The following is a 17,444-nucleotide window of genomic DNA, read 5'->3' on the forward strand; positions in this document are numbered from 1 at the left end:
ATTATTTAGGAAATTATTATGAAAACATTAAACACAACACTGGCCGTCATCATTTTAGCATCGTCGTCAGCTGCGTATGCCGCCGTTGGTTTTGCCTCTTTTGATATCGATAGTGACGGGGTTATCACCAAGCAAGAAGCGCAAGTTAACGCGCAGTTAGTGAAATTATTTGATGACTTAGACACTGACGGGAATGGTGAGCTTTCTAAAGAAGAGTTTGCAAAAGTACAGTAACTCTAAAATGATAATTAACACGCGATTATCAACGATTAAAGCCGCCTTCGCCAGCGGCTTTTTATACGTCATAAGACTACAAAAATATAGCACTTACCTGAAATAGTTTTTCTACCACATTAATGTGTTTTTTATCGATTAAAAACATAATAACGTGATCGCCTGACATAATAATGGTGTCGTCATGAGCAATGAGTACGTCGTCATTTCGTACAATTGCCCCAATCGTTGTACCTGCAGGAAGTTTTATATCTGCAATAGCACGGCCAACCACCTTTGATGTATTCTCATCACCATGGGCTACCGCTTCAATCGCCTCTGCTGCACCTTTGCGTAATGAGTAGACGTTAACAATGTCGCCACGACGTACATGTGTTAGTAATGCCGAAATGGTGGCTTGTTGAGGAGATATGGCAATGTCTATTTCTCCCCCTTGTACTAAATCAACGTAAGCACCACGCTGAATAAGTACCATTGTTTTTTGTGCGCCCATACGTTTTGCAAGCATGGCTGACATAATATTTGCTTCATCGTCATTGGTTACGGCAATAAATACATCAACTTGATCAATATGCTCTTCTGAGAGTAATTCTTGATCTGATGCGTCACCACAAAATACAACTGTGTTATCTAGCATTTCTGAGAGTTGCTCAGCACGCTCTTTGCTACGCTCAATTAATTTAACTGTGTGGTTTTTTTCAAGTGAGCGGGCAAGGCCCGCGCCAATGTTACCGCCACCCGCAATCATAATTTTTTTGTAAGAACGTTCAAGTTTTTGTAGTTCGTTCATTACTGCGCGTATATGTTTTGTAGCGGCAATAAAAAATACTTCGTCATCGGCTTCAATGACCGTTGTACCTAGTGGTTTGATTGCTTTACCTTGGCGGTAAATTGCGGCAACACGGGTTTCTACATTAGGGATGTGTTCTTTAAGTGCAGACAATGCATAACCGACGAGTAAACCGCCATAATAGGCTTTCACTGCAACTAACGAGAGCATGCCATCGGCAAACTGCAATACCTGTAATGCGCCAGGGTAGTCGATTAAGCGACGAATGTACTTGGTCACGAGTGCTTCTGGGGCAATGTAATGATCGATTGGCAAGTCGTCGTTCTGAAAAAGTTTCTCGCGGTATTTTAAATATTGCTCTGAGCGAATACGGGCAATTTTAGTGGGCGTTTTAAAAATACTGTACGCCACTTGGCATGCAACCATGTTTACTTCATCTGAACTGGTTACTGCAATAACCATATCGGCGTCTTCAGCTCCAGCTTGACGTAATACATCAGGATGCGCACTGTGTCCTACTACACCTTGTAAGTCGTACTTATCTTGAAGTTCACGTAATCGGTTACCATCTATATCAACGACTGTAATTTCATTCTGTTCGCCTACTAAATTCTCAGCGAGTGTTGCGCCTACTTGGCCAGCACCGAGTATGATTATTTTCATTATTTACCCGTGTTATAAGTAGCAATTAAGAGCCATTTTTAAATTATAAAAATGGCTAATTTACAGTTCATTAATTTTAGATTTTTTTAACTAGCTTAGCGTAATAAAATCCATCGCTTTCGCCTGGTAGTAGCTGTAACCCTGGCATTGTAACGGTGTCTTTGTCATGCAGAGGAATGTGCTCTGCATCGTCATTATTAGCTAAAAACTTAGCTACTTGTTGCTGATTTTCTTGTGGAAGAACCGAACATGTAGCGTATACCAATGTACCACCTGGTTTTAAAAGTGGCCAAATGCTATCAAGAATATCGTTTTGTAACTTAGATAAGTCTTCGATATCTGATGCGCGACGTAACCATTTTATATCAGGGTGACGGCGAATTACGCCAGTGGCTGAACAAGGCACATCAAGCAAAATACGATCAAATAATTTTTCGTCCCACCAAGTATGTGGTTGTGAGGCATCGCCACATTGTAGGTCTGCACCTAAGCCAATACGCGTTAAGTTTTGCTTAACGCGTTCAAGGCGAGTTGAGTCGCTATCAAGTGCAAGTACGTCTGCGTCAGCAAGTTCTAATATGTGACAGGTTTTCCCGCCAGGTGCTGCACAGGCATCTAAAATAGTGTCATCTGCTTTAGGTTCTAAAAAGCGTGCTGCAAGTTGTGCTGCGGCATCTTGTACTGAACATGCACCAGTATCAAACTCTGGTAAGGAAAATACATCGCGTGGTTTAGCGAGCTTAATTCCGTCTATAAAGTCAGGATTTAAGGTATGTTCAATATCGTTCGCCGTTAGCATATCGCTGTATTCTTGCGTGCTATATTGTGCTTGATTCACACGTAACCACATAGGTGCTTGTTGTTGGTTTTCTGCAAGTATGTCTTCCCAACTATCTGGGTAGGCCTCTTTTACTTGTTTGATAAACCAATTAGGGTGGTTGTATAAACACACAGGGATAAGCTTCGCTTTTTCTTCAAGCTCAACTTGCTGGCGTTGAAAACTACGTAATATAGCGTTAATAAGCCCTTTTAAACCTAGAGCACGTAATTGAGCAAGTGCATTTACAGTTTCAGATATTGCTGCGTGCGGCGGTACACGCATGTGTTGTAGTTGATAAATACCTACATATAATAAAAATTGAAATATTCTGCGTTTACCTTTTAGTGGATCTTCCACTAAATGTTGGCAGTAGTTTTCAAGGCTAGGTAAGTAGCGTAAAACGCCATAACAAATTTGTTGTAGTAGCGCTTTGTCTTTTGGTGGTAAGCCTTGGCTAGCAAATGGCAGTTCTTGATTAAGCGAAGCGCCTTTATCAACTACGTTATATAAAGTTTCAGCGGCAAGCGCTCGTACGTTTTGAACATTACTCATTGTTTTCGCCTAATACTGTGCCAGGGGTAACCCAGTCACTACGACCATTTAAAAAGTCGTTAATTGCCATTGGTTTTTTACCTTGCGGTTGTAATTGCGTAATACATAAAGCATGTTCACCACACGCCACTACTACGCCATTTTTGTCGCTTGATAAAATTTGCCCAGGATTACCTGATTGCGAGGTAACCTGCGCTTGATAAATCTTTACTGTTTGCCCACTCATTTGAGTAAAGCACACAGGCCATGGGTTAAAAGAGCGAATGTTTCGCTCAATTTGCAGCGCACTCATGGACCAGTCTATATTAGCTTCCTCTTTAGAAAGCTTTTTAGCGTAGTTAGCAAGTTCATCGTTTTGAGGTTCAGGCGTGATCTCACCATTAGCTAATTTATTAATGGTTTCAATTAACGCATCTGGACCTAGCTCAGCAAGCTTGGTATATAAACTAGCGCTAGTTTCTGTCGTGCTAATAGGGCAGCGGCTTATATGTAGCATATCGCCGGTATCTAGCCCTTCATCCATTTGCATTATTGTTACGCCGGTTTGTTCATCACCTGCCCAAATTGCGCGTTGAATAGGTGCAGCACCGCGCCAGCGCGGTAATATAGAACCATGCACATTTAAACAACCTAAACGTGGAGCTTCTAAAATAGCTTTAGGTAAAATTAAGCCATACGCTACAACAATCATAATGTCGGCATTTAAGCTTGTTAGCTCTGCTAGTGCTTCATCATTTTTTAATGACTGTGGCTGAAAAACCGGTAAGTTGTGCTCAAGCGCTAGCGCTTTTACTTCACTGGCTTTTAATTTTTTACCACGACCGGCAGGGCGGTCTGGCTGGCTATATACACCCACTATTTGATGTTCGCTTTGTATTAGCGCTTGTAAATGACGTGCGGCAAAATCCGGCGTACCGGCAAATATAATGCGTAATGTTTGAGTCACTGAGTTTTCCTAAGGTGCTTATTACTGTTCTGCAAACTTGGCTTCTTTTTCAAGCTTTTTACGAATTCGTTGGCGCTTTAATGGAGATAAGTAATCAATGAATAGCTTACCTTGAAGGTGATCTAGTTCATGTTGAATACAAATGGCCAGCAGTTCGTCTGCATCTAGTACAAACTCTTCACCGTTTTCGTTAAGTGCAGAGACTGTTACTGTTTCTGCGCGGTCAACTTTTGCATACGAGTTAGGTACTGATAAACAGCCTTCTTCGCTAATAGTTGAGCCATCTTTTTTGATGATTTGTGGATTAATTAATACCAGTGGCTCATCACGCTCTTCTGATACGTCAATAACAACAATTCGTTGATGAATATCTACTTGTGTAGCAGCAAGCCCTATACCATTTTCATCATACATAGTTTCCAGCATATCTTTAACAATTTGGCGTACTGTATCGTCAACTTGAGCAACTTCTTTTGCTATTGTACGTAAACGTTCATCTGGAAATCTTAAAACTTCTAACCTAGCCATAGTTACCTTTTTCACTTGTGCTTAATTTAGGGTATTGTATGCTCTTATTTTAGCCATTCACGTTCACCTTTAACAGGTTTTGGGCAATAATAATGAAAAAACAATACAAGGAAGCTCAATGAGATCCCCGTTAGTTGCAATCATGCTTGCATTAAATGCTGCTTTTCCGGCAGTTGCAGATGTGTTGGAAATAAAAAAAGACGCGCCAAAACAGTATGTTGTAAAAAAAGGAGACACGCTCTGGGATATCTCTGGTATTTATTTAAATAAACCTTGGCTATGGCCAGAATTATGGCAAATGAATCCTCAAATAAACAACCCAAATCTTATTTACCCAGGGGATGCGCTAACATTAGTTTACGATGCAGACGGAAAACCTCGTTTAGTGATAAATAAAGCATACAGAAAGCTTTCTCCGCAGGGGCGTATTACCCCTAAAGGTAAAAATGCAGTTACAACATTGCCACTTGAACTAATTAAACCTTACTTGACGTATGAGCAAGCAATTAATAGCGACGAGATAGATAATAAGCCATATGTTTTGGGCGCAAATCAAAATACTAAAACACAGACACTGGGCCATATTTTATATATAAATGGTGATTTAAAATTAAATCAGGCTTACGCCATTTACCATAAAGGCGAACCTTATGTTGATCCTAAAACAAATACTGCACTAGCTAATAAAGCAAGCTTTGTTGGGGTGGTACGTGTATTTAGGCGAGGGGATATCACCAACGGTGTGCCAGCTTCAGTAAGGGTTGAGTCGGTTAAGCGTGAAATTAAACAAGGCGATTTTTTATTACCTCTAATGCAGGGACAAATGTTGCCAGCATACTTTAATATGCACCGGCCTAAACAACCTGTTGAAGGTGCGGTCATTGCTTCTGCTAATCACAGTCGGGAATTCAGCACGATGGACATTGTGGTGCTAAACTTAGGTTCAGAACAACAAGTAGAGCCAGGCCACATATTAGATATTGAACGTCAATCACCAGGTGTAATTGATGGACGACGAGGGCCTCGTTATCCTGAAGACTCCAGTAGCTTTGAAAAACTGGTATCAGACACCAGTGAGTTTTTAGGCTTAGAAGCAGACGAAAACAGTACCGTTTGGACTATGCCTAAAGAAAAAGTTGGCGAGCTAATTGTCTTTAAAGTGTATGACAAAGTAAGTTATGCGTTAATAACTAAAAACCAGCACCCAATTCGCATTGGAGATATTGCAGTTATTCATTAAGAAGTAGCGAGTCGGTGTTCTAGGAGAGAGCATGGATCAGTCATCTGGCAAGCTAGCCCACTGGCTTGCCTTTTATATGTGTAAAGGGTTGGGTATAAAAACCCTTTTAGCACTATCTACAAACTATTCCCTTGGGTCGTTATTCGACTTATCTCATGACAAGCTTTTACAGCTTGGGTTAACCGCTAATCAAGCGAGTAATTTACTCAACACCAATTGGCAACAAGTCAGTCATTATGAGCAATTAATAGCGCTGAACAACATTACTGTTGTCTGTATTTTTGATGCGCTTTACCCAGAAGATCTCCGGCAGATTGCCAGTGCGCCTTTATTACTATTTTGCAGGGGAGATGTCTCGTTATTATCAACTCCACAAATTGCAATTGTTGGCAGTCGTAATGCTACACCTACCGGGCTTGAAATAGCCTCAGAATTTGCATACGAGTTAACTTTGGCGGGTATTACAGTTACTTCAGGTATGGCGCGGGGAATAGATGGTGCAGCACACAAAGGCTCTCTTGCTGGTACAGGTAAAACCATAGCGGTGCTTGGTACTGGGGTTGATATTTACTACCCCAAACGCCATAAACTATTAACAGACCAAGTTTTAGAAAGCGGTTTGCTGGTGAGTGAGTTTTTACCAGGCACAGCTGCTCATGCGCACAACTTTCCGCGCCGTAATCGTATTATTTCTGGGTTATCGTTAGGAGTACTTATTGTTGAAGCTGAAATTAAAAGCGGTTCGTTAATTACAGTACGCTATGCGCTTGAACAAAATAAAGAGGTATTTGCAGTGCCGGGTTCTATTAAAAACCCGTTAGCGCAGGCAAGTCACTTTTTAATAAAGCAAGGTGCTAAACTGGTAGAAAACGTGGCTGACATTCTTGATGAGGTGAGTTTTACTTACGACAATAATGTATGTAATAAAGAGCAGCCGATTCAAGCCAATTCTCAATGTGAGGTTTTAAATAGTATTGGCTTTGAAGTAACTAGTGTAGATGACATTGTGCGTCGTGCGCAGTGGCCAATAGATAAAGTACTCAGTAGGTTGCTCGATTTAGAATTAGACGATCAGATTGAGCGAGTGTTAGATGGTTACATCAAGTTAAGCGCAGGAAGGTAATATGTTTGATATTCTTTTGTATCTTTTTGAAAATTACATTCATAGCGAAGCGGATATATTTGCAGAGCAAAATGAGTTAACCGATGAGCTACTGCGTGCGGGCTTTAATAAGCCCGAGATATTTAAAGCACTCGATTGGTTAGAGCAATTAGCCGATTTACAACACAGCGACGAGTCTCCTTATCTTATTGCTAACCCTAAAGATGCTGTGCGTATATTTACCGATAGTGAATGCCAAAGGCTCAGTGCTGAGTGTCGTGGCTTTTTAATGTTTATTGAGCAAATAGACGTAATTAACAATGTAACACGTGAAATGGTAATGGACTGTTTAGCCTCTCTCGATAAACCAACTATAAGCCTAGAAGACTTAAAGTGGATTGTACTTATGATCTTGTTTAACGTTCCTAGCTCTGAAGAGGCATATGAGCAAATGGAAGATTTGATTTTTGATGAACCCAGCGAACTTCTTCATTAGAGATAATTATCTTAATTGTACTCAAATTACTTAAAAGGATAAGCACGGCATTGCTTGTATCTTTAAGTGGTTTGGGTATATTAGGCGAAAATTCACCAACCTATTAGGATCACCATGAGTAAAATCGACCATTCGCTTTTCTCGGCGAACAAGCACGCCCTCGAAAAAGAATACGAGATATGCCCACAGTGTGGTTCAGAGTTAGTGATCCGCAATAGTAAATCTGGCCCTTTTTTAGGATGCGCAAGTTATCCCAAATGCGACTTTATTAGGCCGCTGGCACATCACGACAGTAACGAAATCAAAATATTAGAAGATTCAGCATGTCCTGAGTGTAACAAACCGCTGGTGGTTAAAAATGGCCGCTATGGTATGTTTATTGGGTGTACGGGTTATCCAGAGTGCCATTATATTGCTAACGAAAATGAAGAAAAGCAAAGCGAAGATACTTTGCCTAGTTGCCCTAAATGCAAAAAAGGTCATTTAGTCGCGCGCAGTAATAAGTTTGGTAAAGTATTTTATTCTTGTGATTGCTACCCAAGTTGTAAATACACGCTTAATAATAAACCGGTTGAACATCCGTGTCCTGAATGTGACTGGCCTATCGTCATAGAAAGAAATATGGCAAACGGCATATTATTGCAATGCCCACAAAAAAACTGCATGCATAAGCTCACCCCAACTGAATAACGTTTAATTATATCTGGAGACTACTTTGTCAGACCTTTCAAATACGCCCACTGCAATAACATGCTTAACGCAAGGCGAAGTTATTTTATACCCAACAGAAGCTGTATATGGTTTAGGTTGTGATCCAGATAATCAACAAGCCGTTGAGGCACTATTAGCTATTAAGCAGCGCCCGGTTGAAAAAGGGCTTATTTTAATCGCTGATAACTATGGACAATTATTAAAATACGTAGATGATGCAAAAATACCAATGGATAAACGCGCTGATATTTTTTCGAGTTGGCCTGCTGCAATTACATGGGTTATGCCTGCATCTAAAAATACGCCTAAATGGCTCACAGGGCAGTTTGATACCATCGCAGTAAGAGTAACCAACCATCCAACAGTAAAGCGTTTGTGCCAAGAGTTTGGTAAGCCACTGGTATCAACCAGTGCAAACTTAACCGGTCAAGAAACGGTAATTAGTATTGAGCAAGCCAAAGCGCAATTTGCAGAACAAGTTGGCTTTTACGTTGACGAGCCGTTAGGTGGTAATACTCAACCAAGCACAATAAAAGACGCTATGACTGGAAAAATATTTAGAGGTTAATATGCAAAGCGAATTATTAAATCAAGTAAAAGCATACTTTATGGCTTTGCAAGACACTATTTGCAAAGGTTTGGAGGCTACAGATGGCAGTGCTAAATTTATAGAAGATAACTGGCAGCGAGCAGAAGGCGGGGGTGGTCGCACACGCGTAACTACTAATGGCGTTGTAATAGAGCAAGGCGGAGTTAATTACTCACACGTATTTGGCGCTTCAATGCCAGGTTCGGCAACAGCACACAGACCAGAGCTTGCAGGACGAAGCTTTCACGCATGTGGTGTGTCGTTAGTTATTCACCCTAAAAACCCTCATGTACCAACAAGTCATGCCAATGTACGCTTTTTTATAGCTGAAAAAGAAGGCGAAGAGCCAATATGGTGGTTTGGCGGTGGATTTGATCTCACACCTTTTTATCCTGTATTAGAAGACGTGCAGCATTGGCATCAAGTTGCTCACGATATTTGTGCGCCATTTGGTGGCGAAGTGTATCCAAAATACAAAACATGGTGCGATGAGTACTTTTATTTAAAGCACAGAGATGAGACTCGCGGAGTAGGCGGTTTATTTTTTGATGATTTAAACGAACTTGGTTTTGAAAAGAGCTTTGCATTTATGCAATCGGTGGGTAATGGCTTTTTAGATGCTTATTTACCTATTATTGAACGTCGCAAAAATGACGAATACACAGAGCAACAACGTGATTTTCAGCTTTATCGTCGCGGACGTTATGTAGAGTTTAATTTAGTATGGGATAGAGGTACGTTGTTTGGGCTACAAAGTAGCGGGCGTACAGAATCTATATTAATGTCTATGCCACCACTTGCACGCTGGGAATATAATTATAAACCAGAGCCAAGTAGCCCAGAAGCTAATCTATATCAGTATTACTTACGCCCGCAAGAGTGGTTAACTAGTCAGCCAAGTGAGCTGATAGCCCGAGAGTGGCAATTATAACAATTACACAGTAATCAAAAAGGCGCTAATTAGTGCCTTTTTGCATTATGCTAAATACAAATTTAATGCTGATTGATCATGTGCGTTGCTAGTTGAGAGAATGATTGTTTTAATCCTTCACGTAACAACGGATTGTCTATTTCTATATCCAACGTTTTATTCATGCAGTACATCCACTGATCGCGTAATGCTTTATCTACAGTAAAAGGCATATGGCGTTTACGTAGCATTGGCTGACCATGTTTTTCAGTAAATAGGTTTGGCCCGCCTAACCAACCAGATAAAAATTCAAAAAATACTTGGCGAATTCGATCTAATGGCAGAGGATGCATATCATATAACGGTTTAGCGTATTCATCTGACTCCATTATGTCGTAGAATCGATTAGAAATAGCACGCGCACTTTTCTCTCCACCTATTATTTCATACGGTGTTTTTTCAGGAGTAGGAGTCTGTTGCTCAGGAGCTGGCTTAGATTTAGAAAAAAGTCGTTTAATCATATTACTTATCATCGTTAATAGGCAGTATATAGCTGCAAAGAGGTTGCTTTAAAATGGACAAATATGCGGTTTTTGGAAATCCAATTAAACATTCAAAATCCCCCGCGATACATAAACAATTTGCTGTATCACTGGGTGAGCAAATCGACTATCGCGCAATATTAGCACCTATCGATAACTTTGAAAAAACAGTATTGTCTTTTTTTGAGCAAGGTGGTGTGGGTGCTAACGTTACAATGCCATTTAAAGAGCAAGCCTATGCAATGGCCGATGAGCTTACGCCATTAGCTAAAATTGTAGGGGCTGTTAATACATTAAAAAAACGAGATGATGGCACATTACTCGGAGATAACACCGATGGTGTGGGCTTTGTAAATGATTTACTTGCTAATAAAGTAGCCATAACTGATAAACGTATTTTAATTATAGGTGCGGGCGGTGCTGCTCGAGGGGTTATTTTGCCTTTGTTAGAGCATAACCCTAGGGAAATAATAATAGTTAATCGCACGGCACAAAAAGCAACAGAACTCGCAAAACTGTTTATCCAATATGGAGCTGTATCTAGTTTTGGTTTTGATGATTTACCAGTAAGCGATTACTCACTAATTATAAACTCTACCTCTAGCAGTATGAATAACGAACTTCCAGCTCTTGATGAAAAACACATAACTAACTGTGAAGTCGCTTATGACATGTTTTATTCACTGCAAAATACCATTTTTATGAATTGGATTGCACAGCATAATATTAACGCTAAGCTTTTAGATGGCAGCGGTATGTTAGTTGGTCAAGCTGCTCAAGCATATTATGTATGGCGTAATAAAATGCCAGAAATACTTCCCGTCGTTGATGCGCTCAAACAAGGAACGCTTAAATGAATCAGGCAATACAGTTTATAGATAGGCTCGAATTTAGAGAGCCCGATCATCAGCTAGTTTTTTTTGCACAAGTTAGTGGCATGCTGGTGGAATGCATAATAGAAGTAAATACACTTAAATTAACAGACGAAAGTCACGCAACAGAATATTTTGAACAGTATCGTTTTGATTATGAAGAACGTGCCGAGGAGCTTATCGAAGAAGAAAGCTATAACTCGGCAGGCCAAATTGAAGTAAGTTTATTAACTTAAGTTAGCTATTTCAGCTAAGTATTCATCTTTAAGTGACACATAGTTATCGGCAGATATTTTTAAAAAGGCAAGTTCTTGCTCTGTAAGAGGGCGGGCTTGCTTAGCCGGACTTCCTACATATAAGTAACCAGACTCTAAACGTTTGTTTGGTGGTACTAAAGAGCCGCCACCTATAATTACATCGTCTTCAACAACCACGTTATCCATAATAATAGCGCCCATACCTACTAGTATACGGTTTCCTAATACACATCCGTGCAGCATTACCTTATGACCAACAGTTACATCGTCACCTATAATAAGTGGATAACCATCAGGGTTGCTTTTAGTTGCACGAGATAAATGCAATACACTGCCATCTTGTATATTGGAGCGCTTACCAATACGTATATAGTTAACATCACCACGTGCAGCTACTAACGGCCACACACTACTATTATCATCTAAAGTAATATCACCAACCAAAACTGAAGACTCATCAATATAAACAGACGAATTAAACGAAGGTGTTATACCTTTATAAGAACGGATTGCCATATTTAGTACCTTTTAGATAATAGTTATTAGCTTTGAGTGTATCAGCAAGGTGGTTTTTGTACCATACAGTGCACTGTTTGGTTACAAAACTATCAGTTTCAGGGTGTTTAGTTCAGATACTGACCGAACAGCATCTTTTTTTACTTTTTCTTTAAAAAAGTGCTTGCGTAAAAATCTGTTCTCCCTATAATACGACCCCACTGAGGCGGGAAAGGCCAACGCATAGCAAGGCACGAACTACTCAGAGAGTTAAATAAAACTTCGGTTTTAAATCTTCTAAAAAGAAAGTTTAAAACAAAGTATTGACTCGAAAAATAAAGGGTGTATTATTCGCATCCCTTGAGACGCTAAAGCGACTCAAAACGTTCTTTAACAATATAAAGCAATCATCTGTGTGGGCACTCGTACAGATTGAGTTCTAACAGCCAAGCTACTTCGTTCTTTATTGAGCAAGTAGCGAGGCAAACAAATTAGAGTCTCAATTGAAAACTGAGTGACCAACAGAAGTAACTTATTTATAAGTTGCTTCGGCACAGTCAATTCAATATCGAAAGATATTAAAAAATTCAGAATTCATTGAGCTGTCGAAAGACATAAAACTTTTTAATTGAAGAGTTTGATCATGGCTCAGATTGAACGCTGGCGGCAGGCCTAACACATGCAAGTCGAGCGGTAACAGAAAGTAGCTTGCTACTTTGCTGACGAGCGGCGGACGGGTGAGTAATGCTTGGGAACATGCCTTGAGGTGGGGGACAACAGTTGGAAACGACTGCTAATACCGCATAATGTCTACGGACCAAAGGGGGCTTCGGCTCTCGCCTTTAGATTGGCCCAAGTGGGATTAGCTAGTTGGTGAGGTAATGGCTCACCAAGGCGACGATCCCTAGCTGGTTTGAGAGGATGATCAGCCACACTGGGACTGAGACACGGCCCAGACTCCTACGGGAGGCAGCAGTGGGGAATATTGCACAATGGGCGCAAGCCTGATGCAGCCATGCCGCGTGTGTGAAGAAGGCCTTCGGGTTGTAAAGCACTTTCAGTCAGGAGGAAAGGTTAACGGTTAATACCCGTTAGCTGTGACGTTACTGACAGAAGAAGCACCGGCTAACTCCGTGCCAGCAGCCGCGGTAATACGGAGGGTGCGAGCGTTAATCGGAATTACTGGGCGTAAAGCGTACGCAGGCGGTTTGTTAAGCGAGATGTGAAAGCCCCGGGCTCAACCTGGGAACTGCATTTCGAACTGGCAAACTAGAGTGTGATAGAGGGTGGTAGAATTTCAGGTGTAGCGGTGAAATGCGTAGAGATCTGAAGGAATACCGATGGCGAAGGCAGCCACCTGGGTCAACACTGACGCTCATGTACGAAAGCGTGGGGAGCAAACGGGATTAGATACCCCGGTAGTCCACGCCGTAAACGATGTCTACTAGAAGCTCGGAGCCTCGGTTCTGTTTTTCAAAGCTAACGCATTAAGTAGACCGCCTGGGGAGTACGGCCGCAAGGTTAAAACTCAAATGAATTGACGGGGGCCCGCACAAGCGGTGGAGCATGTGGTTTAATTCGATGCAACGCGAAGAACCTTACCTACACTTGACATACAGAGAACTTACCAGAGATGGTTTGGTGCCTTCGGGAACTCTGATACAGGTGCTGCATGGCTGTCGTCAGCTCGTGTTGTGAGATGTTGGGTTAAGTCCCGCAACGAGCGCAACCCCTATCCTTAGTTGCTAGCAGGTAATGCTGAGAACTCTAAGGAGACTGCCGGTGATAAACCGGAGGAAGGTGGGGACGACGTCAAGTCATCATGGCCCTTACGTGTAGGGCTACACACGTGCTACAATGGCGCATACAGAGTGCTGCGAACCTGCGAAGGTAAGCGAATCACTTAAAGTGCGTCGTAGTCCGGATTGGAGTCTGCAACTCGACTCCATGAAGTCGGAATCGCTAGTAATCGCGTATCAGAATGACGCGGTGAATACGTTCCCGGGCCTTGTACACACCGCCCGTCACACCATGGGAGTGGGTTGCTCCAGAAGTAGATAGTCTAACCCTCGGGAGGACGTTTACCACGGAGTGATTCATGACTGGGGTGAAGTCGTAACAAGGTAGCCCTAGGGGAACCTGGGGCTGGATCACCTCCTTATACGATTTAGAACTTATTTGTTCGTAGTGTCCACACAGATGATTGTTATTGTAAAGAGAACAACACTTATTGTTTTGGGTCTGTAGCTCAGCTGGTTAGAGCGCACCCCTGATAAGGGTGAGGTCGGTAGTTCAAATCTACTCAGACCCACCACTTCTTGTCTAATCAAGAAGATGGTTAAAACAGTAAGTACCAGCATATGTGGGGCTATAGCTCAGCTGGGAGAGCGCCTGCCTTGCACGCAGGAGGTCAGCAGTTCGATCCTGCTTAGCTCCACCACTTTTACTTCTTAAAAATAAATATTCTTTATCGGGCCATTAACAGCCTGAGAATAGAGTGTGTTTAATTTTGAGAGGTTTTTGTATCTCTTGCTCTTTAAAAATTTGGAAAAGCTGATAATAAAATTCTGATAGATACATTGTATTTATCAAGAGTTTTCAAAAGTAAAAAACAATGGTAGCAGTACCATTGAGTGCCATTTAGTTAACTCTTATGAGTTGATTGATTGGTATCTACTTTAGTATTCAATATTGACTTCTGGCGAAGTTAAACTGTCACGAAACAAAGACCCGTTTGGGTTGTATGGTTAAGTGACTAAGCGTACACGGTGGATGCCTTGGCAGTTGGAGGCGATGAAGGACGTATTAACTTGCGATAAGCCTAGTCAAGCTAGTAAAAAGCGCTTGAGACTAGGATTTCCGAATGGGGAAACCCACCTGCTTGCAGGTATCGTTAACTGAATACATAGGTTAACGAGGCGAACGCGGAGAACTGAAACATCTAAGTACCCGTAGGAAAAGAAATCAACCGAGATTCCGAAAGTAGCGGCGAGCGAAATCGGAACAGCCCTTAAGCTCATTATGTGTTAATGGAAGGCTGCTGGAAAGCGCCACGATACAGGGTGATAGTCCCGTACATGAAAAGACATTTTAAGTGAAATCGAGTAGGTCGGAGCACGTGAAACTTTGACTGAATATAGGTGGACCATCATCTAAGGCTAAATACTCCCAACTGACCGATAGTGAACCAGTACCGTGAGGGAAAGGCGAAAAGAACCCCTGTGAGGGGAGTGAAATAGAACCTGAAACCGTGTACGTACAAGCAGTAGGAGCCCACTTGTTGGGTGACTGCGTACCTTTTGTATAATGGGTCAGCGACTTATATTTTGTAGCGAGGTTAACCGAATAGGGTAGCCGTAGGGAAACCGAGTCTTAACTGGGCGACTAGTTGCAAGGTATAGACCCGAAACCCGGTGATCTAGCCATGGGCAGGTTGAAGGTTGAGTAACATCAACTGGAGGACCGAACCCACTAACGTTGAAAAGTTAGGGGATGACCTGTGGCTAGGAGTGAAAGGCTAATCAAACCGGGAGATAGCTGGTTCTCCCCGAAATCTATTTAGGTAGAGCCTCGGACGAATACTTACGGGGGTAGAGCACTGTTAAGGCTAGGGGGTCATCCCGACTTACCAACCCTTTGCAAACTCCGAATACCGTAAAGTAATATCCGGGAGACACACGGCGGGTGCTAACGTCCGTCGTGAAGAGGGAAACAACCCAGACCGCCAGCTAAGGTCCCAAAGTCATAGTTAAGTGGGAAACGATGTGGAAAGGCCCAGACAGCCAGGAGGTTGGCTTAGAAGCAGCCATCCTTTAAAGAAAGCGTAATAGCTCACTGGTCGAGTCGGTCTGCGCGGAAGATGTAACGGGGCTAAACTATGCACCGAAGCTGCGGATTCAGAATTTATTCTGAGTGGTAGGGGAGCGTTCTGTAAGCGGTTGAAGGTGTACCGGGAGGTATGCTGGACGTATCAGAAGTGCGAATGCTGACATGAGTAACGATAATGGGAGTGAAAAACTCCCACGCCGGAAGACCAAGGGTTCCTATCCCATGTTAATCAGGGTAGGGTAAGTCAACCCCTAAGGCGAGGCCGAAAGGCGTAGTCGATGGGAAACAGATTAATATTTCTGTACTCGATATAATTGCGATGGGGGGACGGAGCAGGCTAAGCAAGCATAGCGTTGGTAGTCTATGTGAAAGTGAGTAGGGCGTTTGTTTAGGTAAATCCGGACGAACACTAAACCTGAGACACGAGACGAGTCACTACGGTGATGAAGTTGCTGATGCCATACTTCCAGGAAAAGCCTCTAAGCTTCAGATTATATGGAATCGTACCCCAAACCGACACAGGTGGTCAGGTAGAGAATACTAAGGCGCTTGAGAGAACTCGGGTGAAGGAACTAGGCAAAATCGTACCGTAACTTCGGGAGAAGGTACGCTCCTATCTGTGATGAGACTTGCTCTCTAAGCGGACGGGAGCCGCAGTGACCAGGTGGCTGGGACTGTTTATTAAAAACACAGCACTGTGCAAAATCGCAAGATGACGTATACGGTGTGACACCTGCCCGGTGCCGGAAGGTTAATTGATGGGGTTATCCTTAGGGAGAAGCTCTTGATCGAAGCCCCGGTAAACGGCGGCCGTAACTATAACGGTCCTAAGGTAGCGAAATTCCTTGTCGGGTAAGTTCCGACCTGCACGAATGGTGTAACCATGGCCACGCTGTCTCCACCCGAGACTCAGTGAAATTGAAATCGCAGTGAAGATGCTGTGTACCCGCGGCTAGACGGAAAGACCCCGTGAACCTTTACTACAGCTTGGCACTGAACATTGAACCTACATGTGTAGGATAGGTGGGAGACTTTGAAGCAGCGACGCTAGTTGTTGTGGAGTCAACCTTGAAATACCACCCTTGTAGTTTTGATGTTCTAACGTTGGCCCCTGAATCGGGGTTACGGACAGTGCCTGGTGGGTAGTTTGACTGGGGCGGTCTCCTCCTAAAGAGTAACGGAGGAGCACGAAGGTTGGCTAAGTACGGTCGGACATCGTACGGTTAGTGTAATGGTAGAAGCCAGCTTAACTGCGAGACAGACACGTCGAGCAGGTACGAAAGTAGGTCATAGTGATCCGGTGGTTCTGAATGGAAGGGCCATCGCTCAACGGATAAAAGGTACTCCGGGGATAACAGGCTGATACCGCCCAAGAGTTCATATCGACGGCGGTGTTTGGCACCTCGATGTCGGCTCATCACATCCTGGGGCTGAAGTCGGTCCCAAGGGTATGGCTGTTCGCCATTTAAAGTGGTACGCGAGCTGGGTTTAGAACGTCGTGAGACAGTTCGGTCCCTATCTGCCGTGGGCGTTTGAGAATTGAGAGGGGTTGCTCCTAGTACGAGAGGACCGGAGTGAACGAACCGCTGGTGTTCGGGTTGTCATGCCAATGGCATTGCCCGGTAGCTACGTTCGGAACTGATAAGCGCTGAAAGCATCTAAGCGCGAAGCAGGCCTCGAGATGAGTTCTCACTAGACTTTTAAAGTCTCTGAAGGGCCGTTGAAGACTACAACGTTGATAGGCAAGATGTGGAAGTGGTGTGAGCCATTAAGCTAACTTGTACTAATTACCCGTGAGGCTTAACCATACAACGCCAAACGCGTTTTATGTGATAGTGAAGCAAGCGAAGAAGTTAATATGACTAAAGT

At 42.8% G+C, this 17,444-nt stretch carries 15 protein-coding genes, 2 tRNA genes and 2 rRNA genes; 13 read left to right on the forward strand and 6 right to left on the reverse strand.

Translation table 11 applies throughout. The features are described 5' to 3' along the window. Nucleotides 1-18: 18 nt before the first annotated feature. A complete protein-coding gene (locus AC0VZ4_RS00100; RefSeq protein ID WP_475440576.1) occupies nucleotides 19-234 on the forward strand; it encodes an EF-hand domain-containing protein in 216 nt (71 codons plus the stop codon). A 76-nt stretch (nucleotides 235-310) separates the two neighbouring features. Here the strand turns inward: AC0VZ4_RS00100 and trkA are convergent, their stop codons facing one another. The 4 genes from trkA to def form a co-directional block, all read right to left on the reverse strand. Beyond that, on the reverse strand, nucleotides 311-1,687 hold the full coding sequence (gene trkA, locus AC0VZ4_RS00105; RefSeq protein ID WP_007377634.1) for a Trk system potassium transporter TrkA: 1,377 nt from the start codon (nucleotides 1,685-1,687) through the stop codon (nucleotides 311-313). Nucleotides 1,688-1,763: 76 nt separating this feature from the next. Next, complete coding sequence (gene rsmB / locus AC0VZ4_RS00110; RefSeq protein ID WP_475440577.1) at nucleotides 1,764-3,059, reverse strand: 16S rRNA (cytosine(967)-C(5))-methyltransferase RsmB; 1,296 nt, start codon at nucleotides 3,057-3,059, stop codon at nucleotides 1,764-1,766. Continuing rightward, a complete protein-coding gene (gene fmt / locus AC0VZ4_RS00115) occupies nucleotides 3,052-4,005 on the reverse strand; it encodes a methionyl-tRNA formyltransferase (protein ID WP_475440578.1) in 954 nt (317 codons plus the stop codon). Before fmt ends, rsmB begins: the two co-directional genes overlap by 8 nt. Nucleotides 4,006-4,026: 21 nt before the next feature. Next, on the reverse strand, nucleotides 4,027-4,533 hold the full coding sequence (def, locus tag AC0VZ4_RS00120; protein WP_007377631.1) for a peptide deformylase: 507 nt from the start codon (nucleotides 4,531-4,533) through the stop codon (nucleotides 4,027-4,029). A 118-nt stretch (nucleotides 4,534-4,651) separates the two neighbouring features. Between def and AC0VZ4_RS00125 the strand changes: the two genes are divergently transcribed. From AC0VZ4_RS00125 to hemF, 6 genes are all read left to right on the forward strand, one after another. Continuing rightward, the gene (locus AC0VZ4_RS00125; protein ID WP_475440579.1) at nucleotides 4,652-5,773 is read left to right on the forward strand and encodes a LysM peptidoglycan-binding domain-containing protein; all 1,122 of its coding nucleotides are present in this window, start codon (nucleotides 4,652-4,654) and stop codon (nucleotides 5,771-5,773) included. Between the two features lie 31 nt (nucleotides 5,774-5,804). Next, a complete protein-coding gene (gene dprA / locus AC0VZ4_RS00130; RefSeq protein WP_033040315.1) occupies nucleotides 5,805-6,896 on the forward strand; it encodes a DNA-processing protein DprA in 1,092 nt (363 codons plus the stop codon). A gap of 1 nt (nucleotide 6,897) precedes the next feature. Then, the gene (locus tag AC0VZ4_RS00135; protein WP_475440580.1) at nucleotides 6,898-7,371 is read left to right on the forward strand and encodes a DUF494 family protein; all 474 of its coding nucleotides are present in this window, start codon (nucleotides 6,898-6,900) and stop codon (nucleotides 7,369-7,371) included. Nucleotides 7,372-7,485: 114 nt separating this feature from the next. Beyond that, entirely contained in the window at nucleotides 7,486-8,061 is a 576-nt protein-coding gene (locus AC0VZ4_RS00140; protein ID WP_475440581.1) for a DNA topoisomerase family protein, read from the forward strand. A 25-nt stretch (nucleotides 8,062-8,086) separates the two neighbouring features. Further along, nucleotides 8,087-8,650, forward strand: coding sequence for an L-threonylcarbamoyladenylate synthase type 1 TsaC (tsaC, locus tag AC0VZ4_RS00145; RefSeq protein WP_004335153.1), 564 nt, complete (start codon nucleotides 8,087-8,089; stop codon nucleotides 8,648-8,650). A gap of 1 nt (nucleotide 8,651) precedes the next feature. Beyond that, entirely contained in the window at nucleotides 8,652-9,602 is a 951-nt protein-coding gene (gene hemF, locus AC0VZ4_RS00150) for an oxygen-dependent coproporphyrinogen oxidase (RefSeq protein ID WP_475440582.1), read from the forward strand. A 62-nt stretch (nucleotides 9,603-9,664) separates the two neighbouring features. Here hemF and AC0VZ4_RS00155 read toward each other — a convergent pair whose 3' ends face one another. Then, a complete protein-coding gene (locus tag AC0VZ4_RS00155) occupies nucleotides 9,665-10,102 on the reverse strand; it encodes a group II truncated hemoglobin (protein ID WP_475440583.1) in 438 nt (145 codons plus the stop codon). A 53-nt stretch (nucleotides 10,103-10,155) separates the two neighbouring features. Here AC0VZ4_RS00155 and aroE point away from each other — a divergent pair, with 53 nt between their 5' ends. Further along, entirely contained in the window at nucleotides 10,156-10,980 is an 825-nt protein-coding gene (aroE, locus tag AC0VZ4_RS00160; protein WP_475440584.1) for a shikimate dehydrogenase, read from the forward strand. Then, a complete protein-coding gene (locus AC0VZ4_RS00165) occupies nucleotides 10,977-11,231 on the forward strand; it encodes a DUF1488 family protein (RefSeq protein ID WP_007377622.1) in 255 nt (84 codons plus the stop codon). The genes aroE and AC0VZ4_RS00165 overlap by 4 nt, the downstream gene beginning before the upstream one ends. Here AC0VZ4_RS00165 and AC0VZ4_RS00170 read toward each other — a convergent pair. Continuing rightward, the gene (locus AC0VZ4_RS00170; protein WP_008138069.1) at nucleotides 11,223-11,768 is read right to left on the reverse strand and encodes a gamma carbonic anhydrase family protein; all 546 of its coding nucleotides are present in this window, start codon (nucleotides 11,766-11,768) and stop codon (nucleotides 11,223-11,225) included. The two genes, AC0VZ4_RS00165 and AC0VZ4_RS00170, sit on opposite strands and share 9 nt — an antisense overlap. Before the next feature lie 604 nt (nucleotides 11,769-12,372). Here AC0VZ4_RS00170 and AC0VZ4_RS00175 point away from each other — a divergent pair. The 4 genes from AC0VZ4_RS00175 (at nucleotide 12,373) to AC0VZ4_RS00190 (ending at nucleotide 17,383) form a co-directional block, all read left to right on the forward strand. Beyond that, a 16S ribosomal RNA gene (locus AC0VZ4_RS00175) occupies nucleotides 12,373-13,908 on the forward strand. 76 nt (nucleotides 13,909-13,984) lie between these two features. Beyond that, nucleotides 13,985-14,061 (forward strand) — tRNA-Ile (locus AC0VZ4_RS00180). Between the two features lie 50 nt (nucleotides 14,062-14,111). Further along, nucleotides 14,112-14,187 (forward strand) — tRNA-Ala (locus AC0VZ4_RS00185). A 305-nt stretch (nucleotides 14,188-14,492) separates the two neighbouring features. Beyond that, nucleotides 14,493-17,383 (forward strand): 23S ribosomal RNA (locus AC0VZ4_RS00190). Together the 16S and 23S rRNA genes with 2 tRNA genes alongside form the textbook arrangement of a ribosomal RNA operon. Nucleotides 17,384-17,444 lie beyond the last annotated feature (61 nt).

The sequence above is a fragment of the Pseudoalteromonas sp. QJM3NY_22 genome (genome assembly GCF_056173065.1).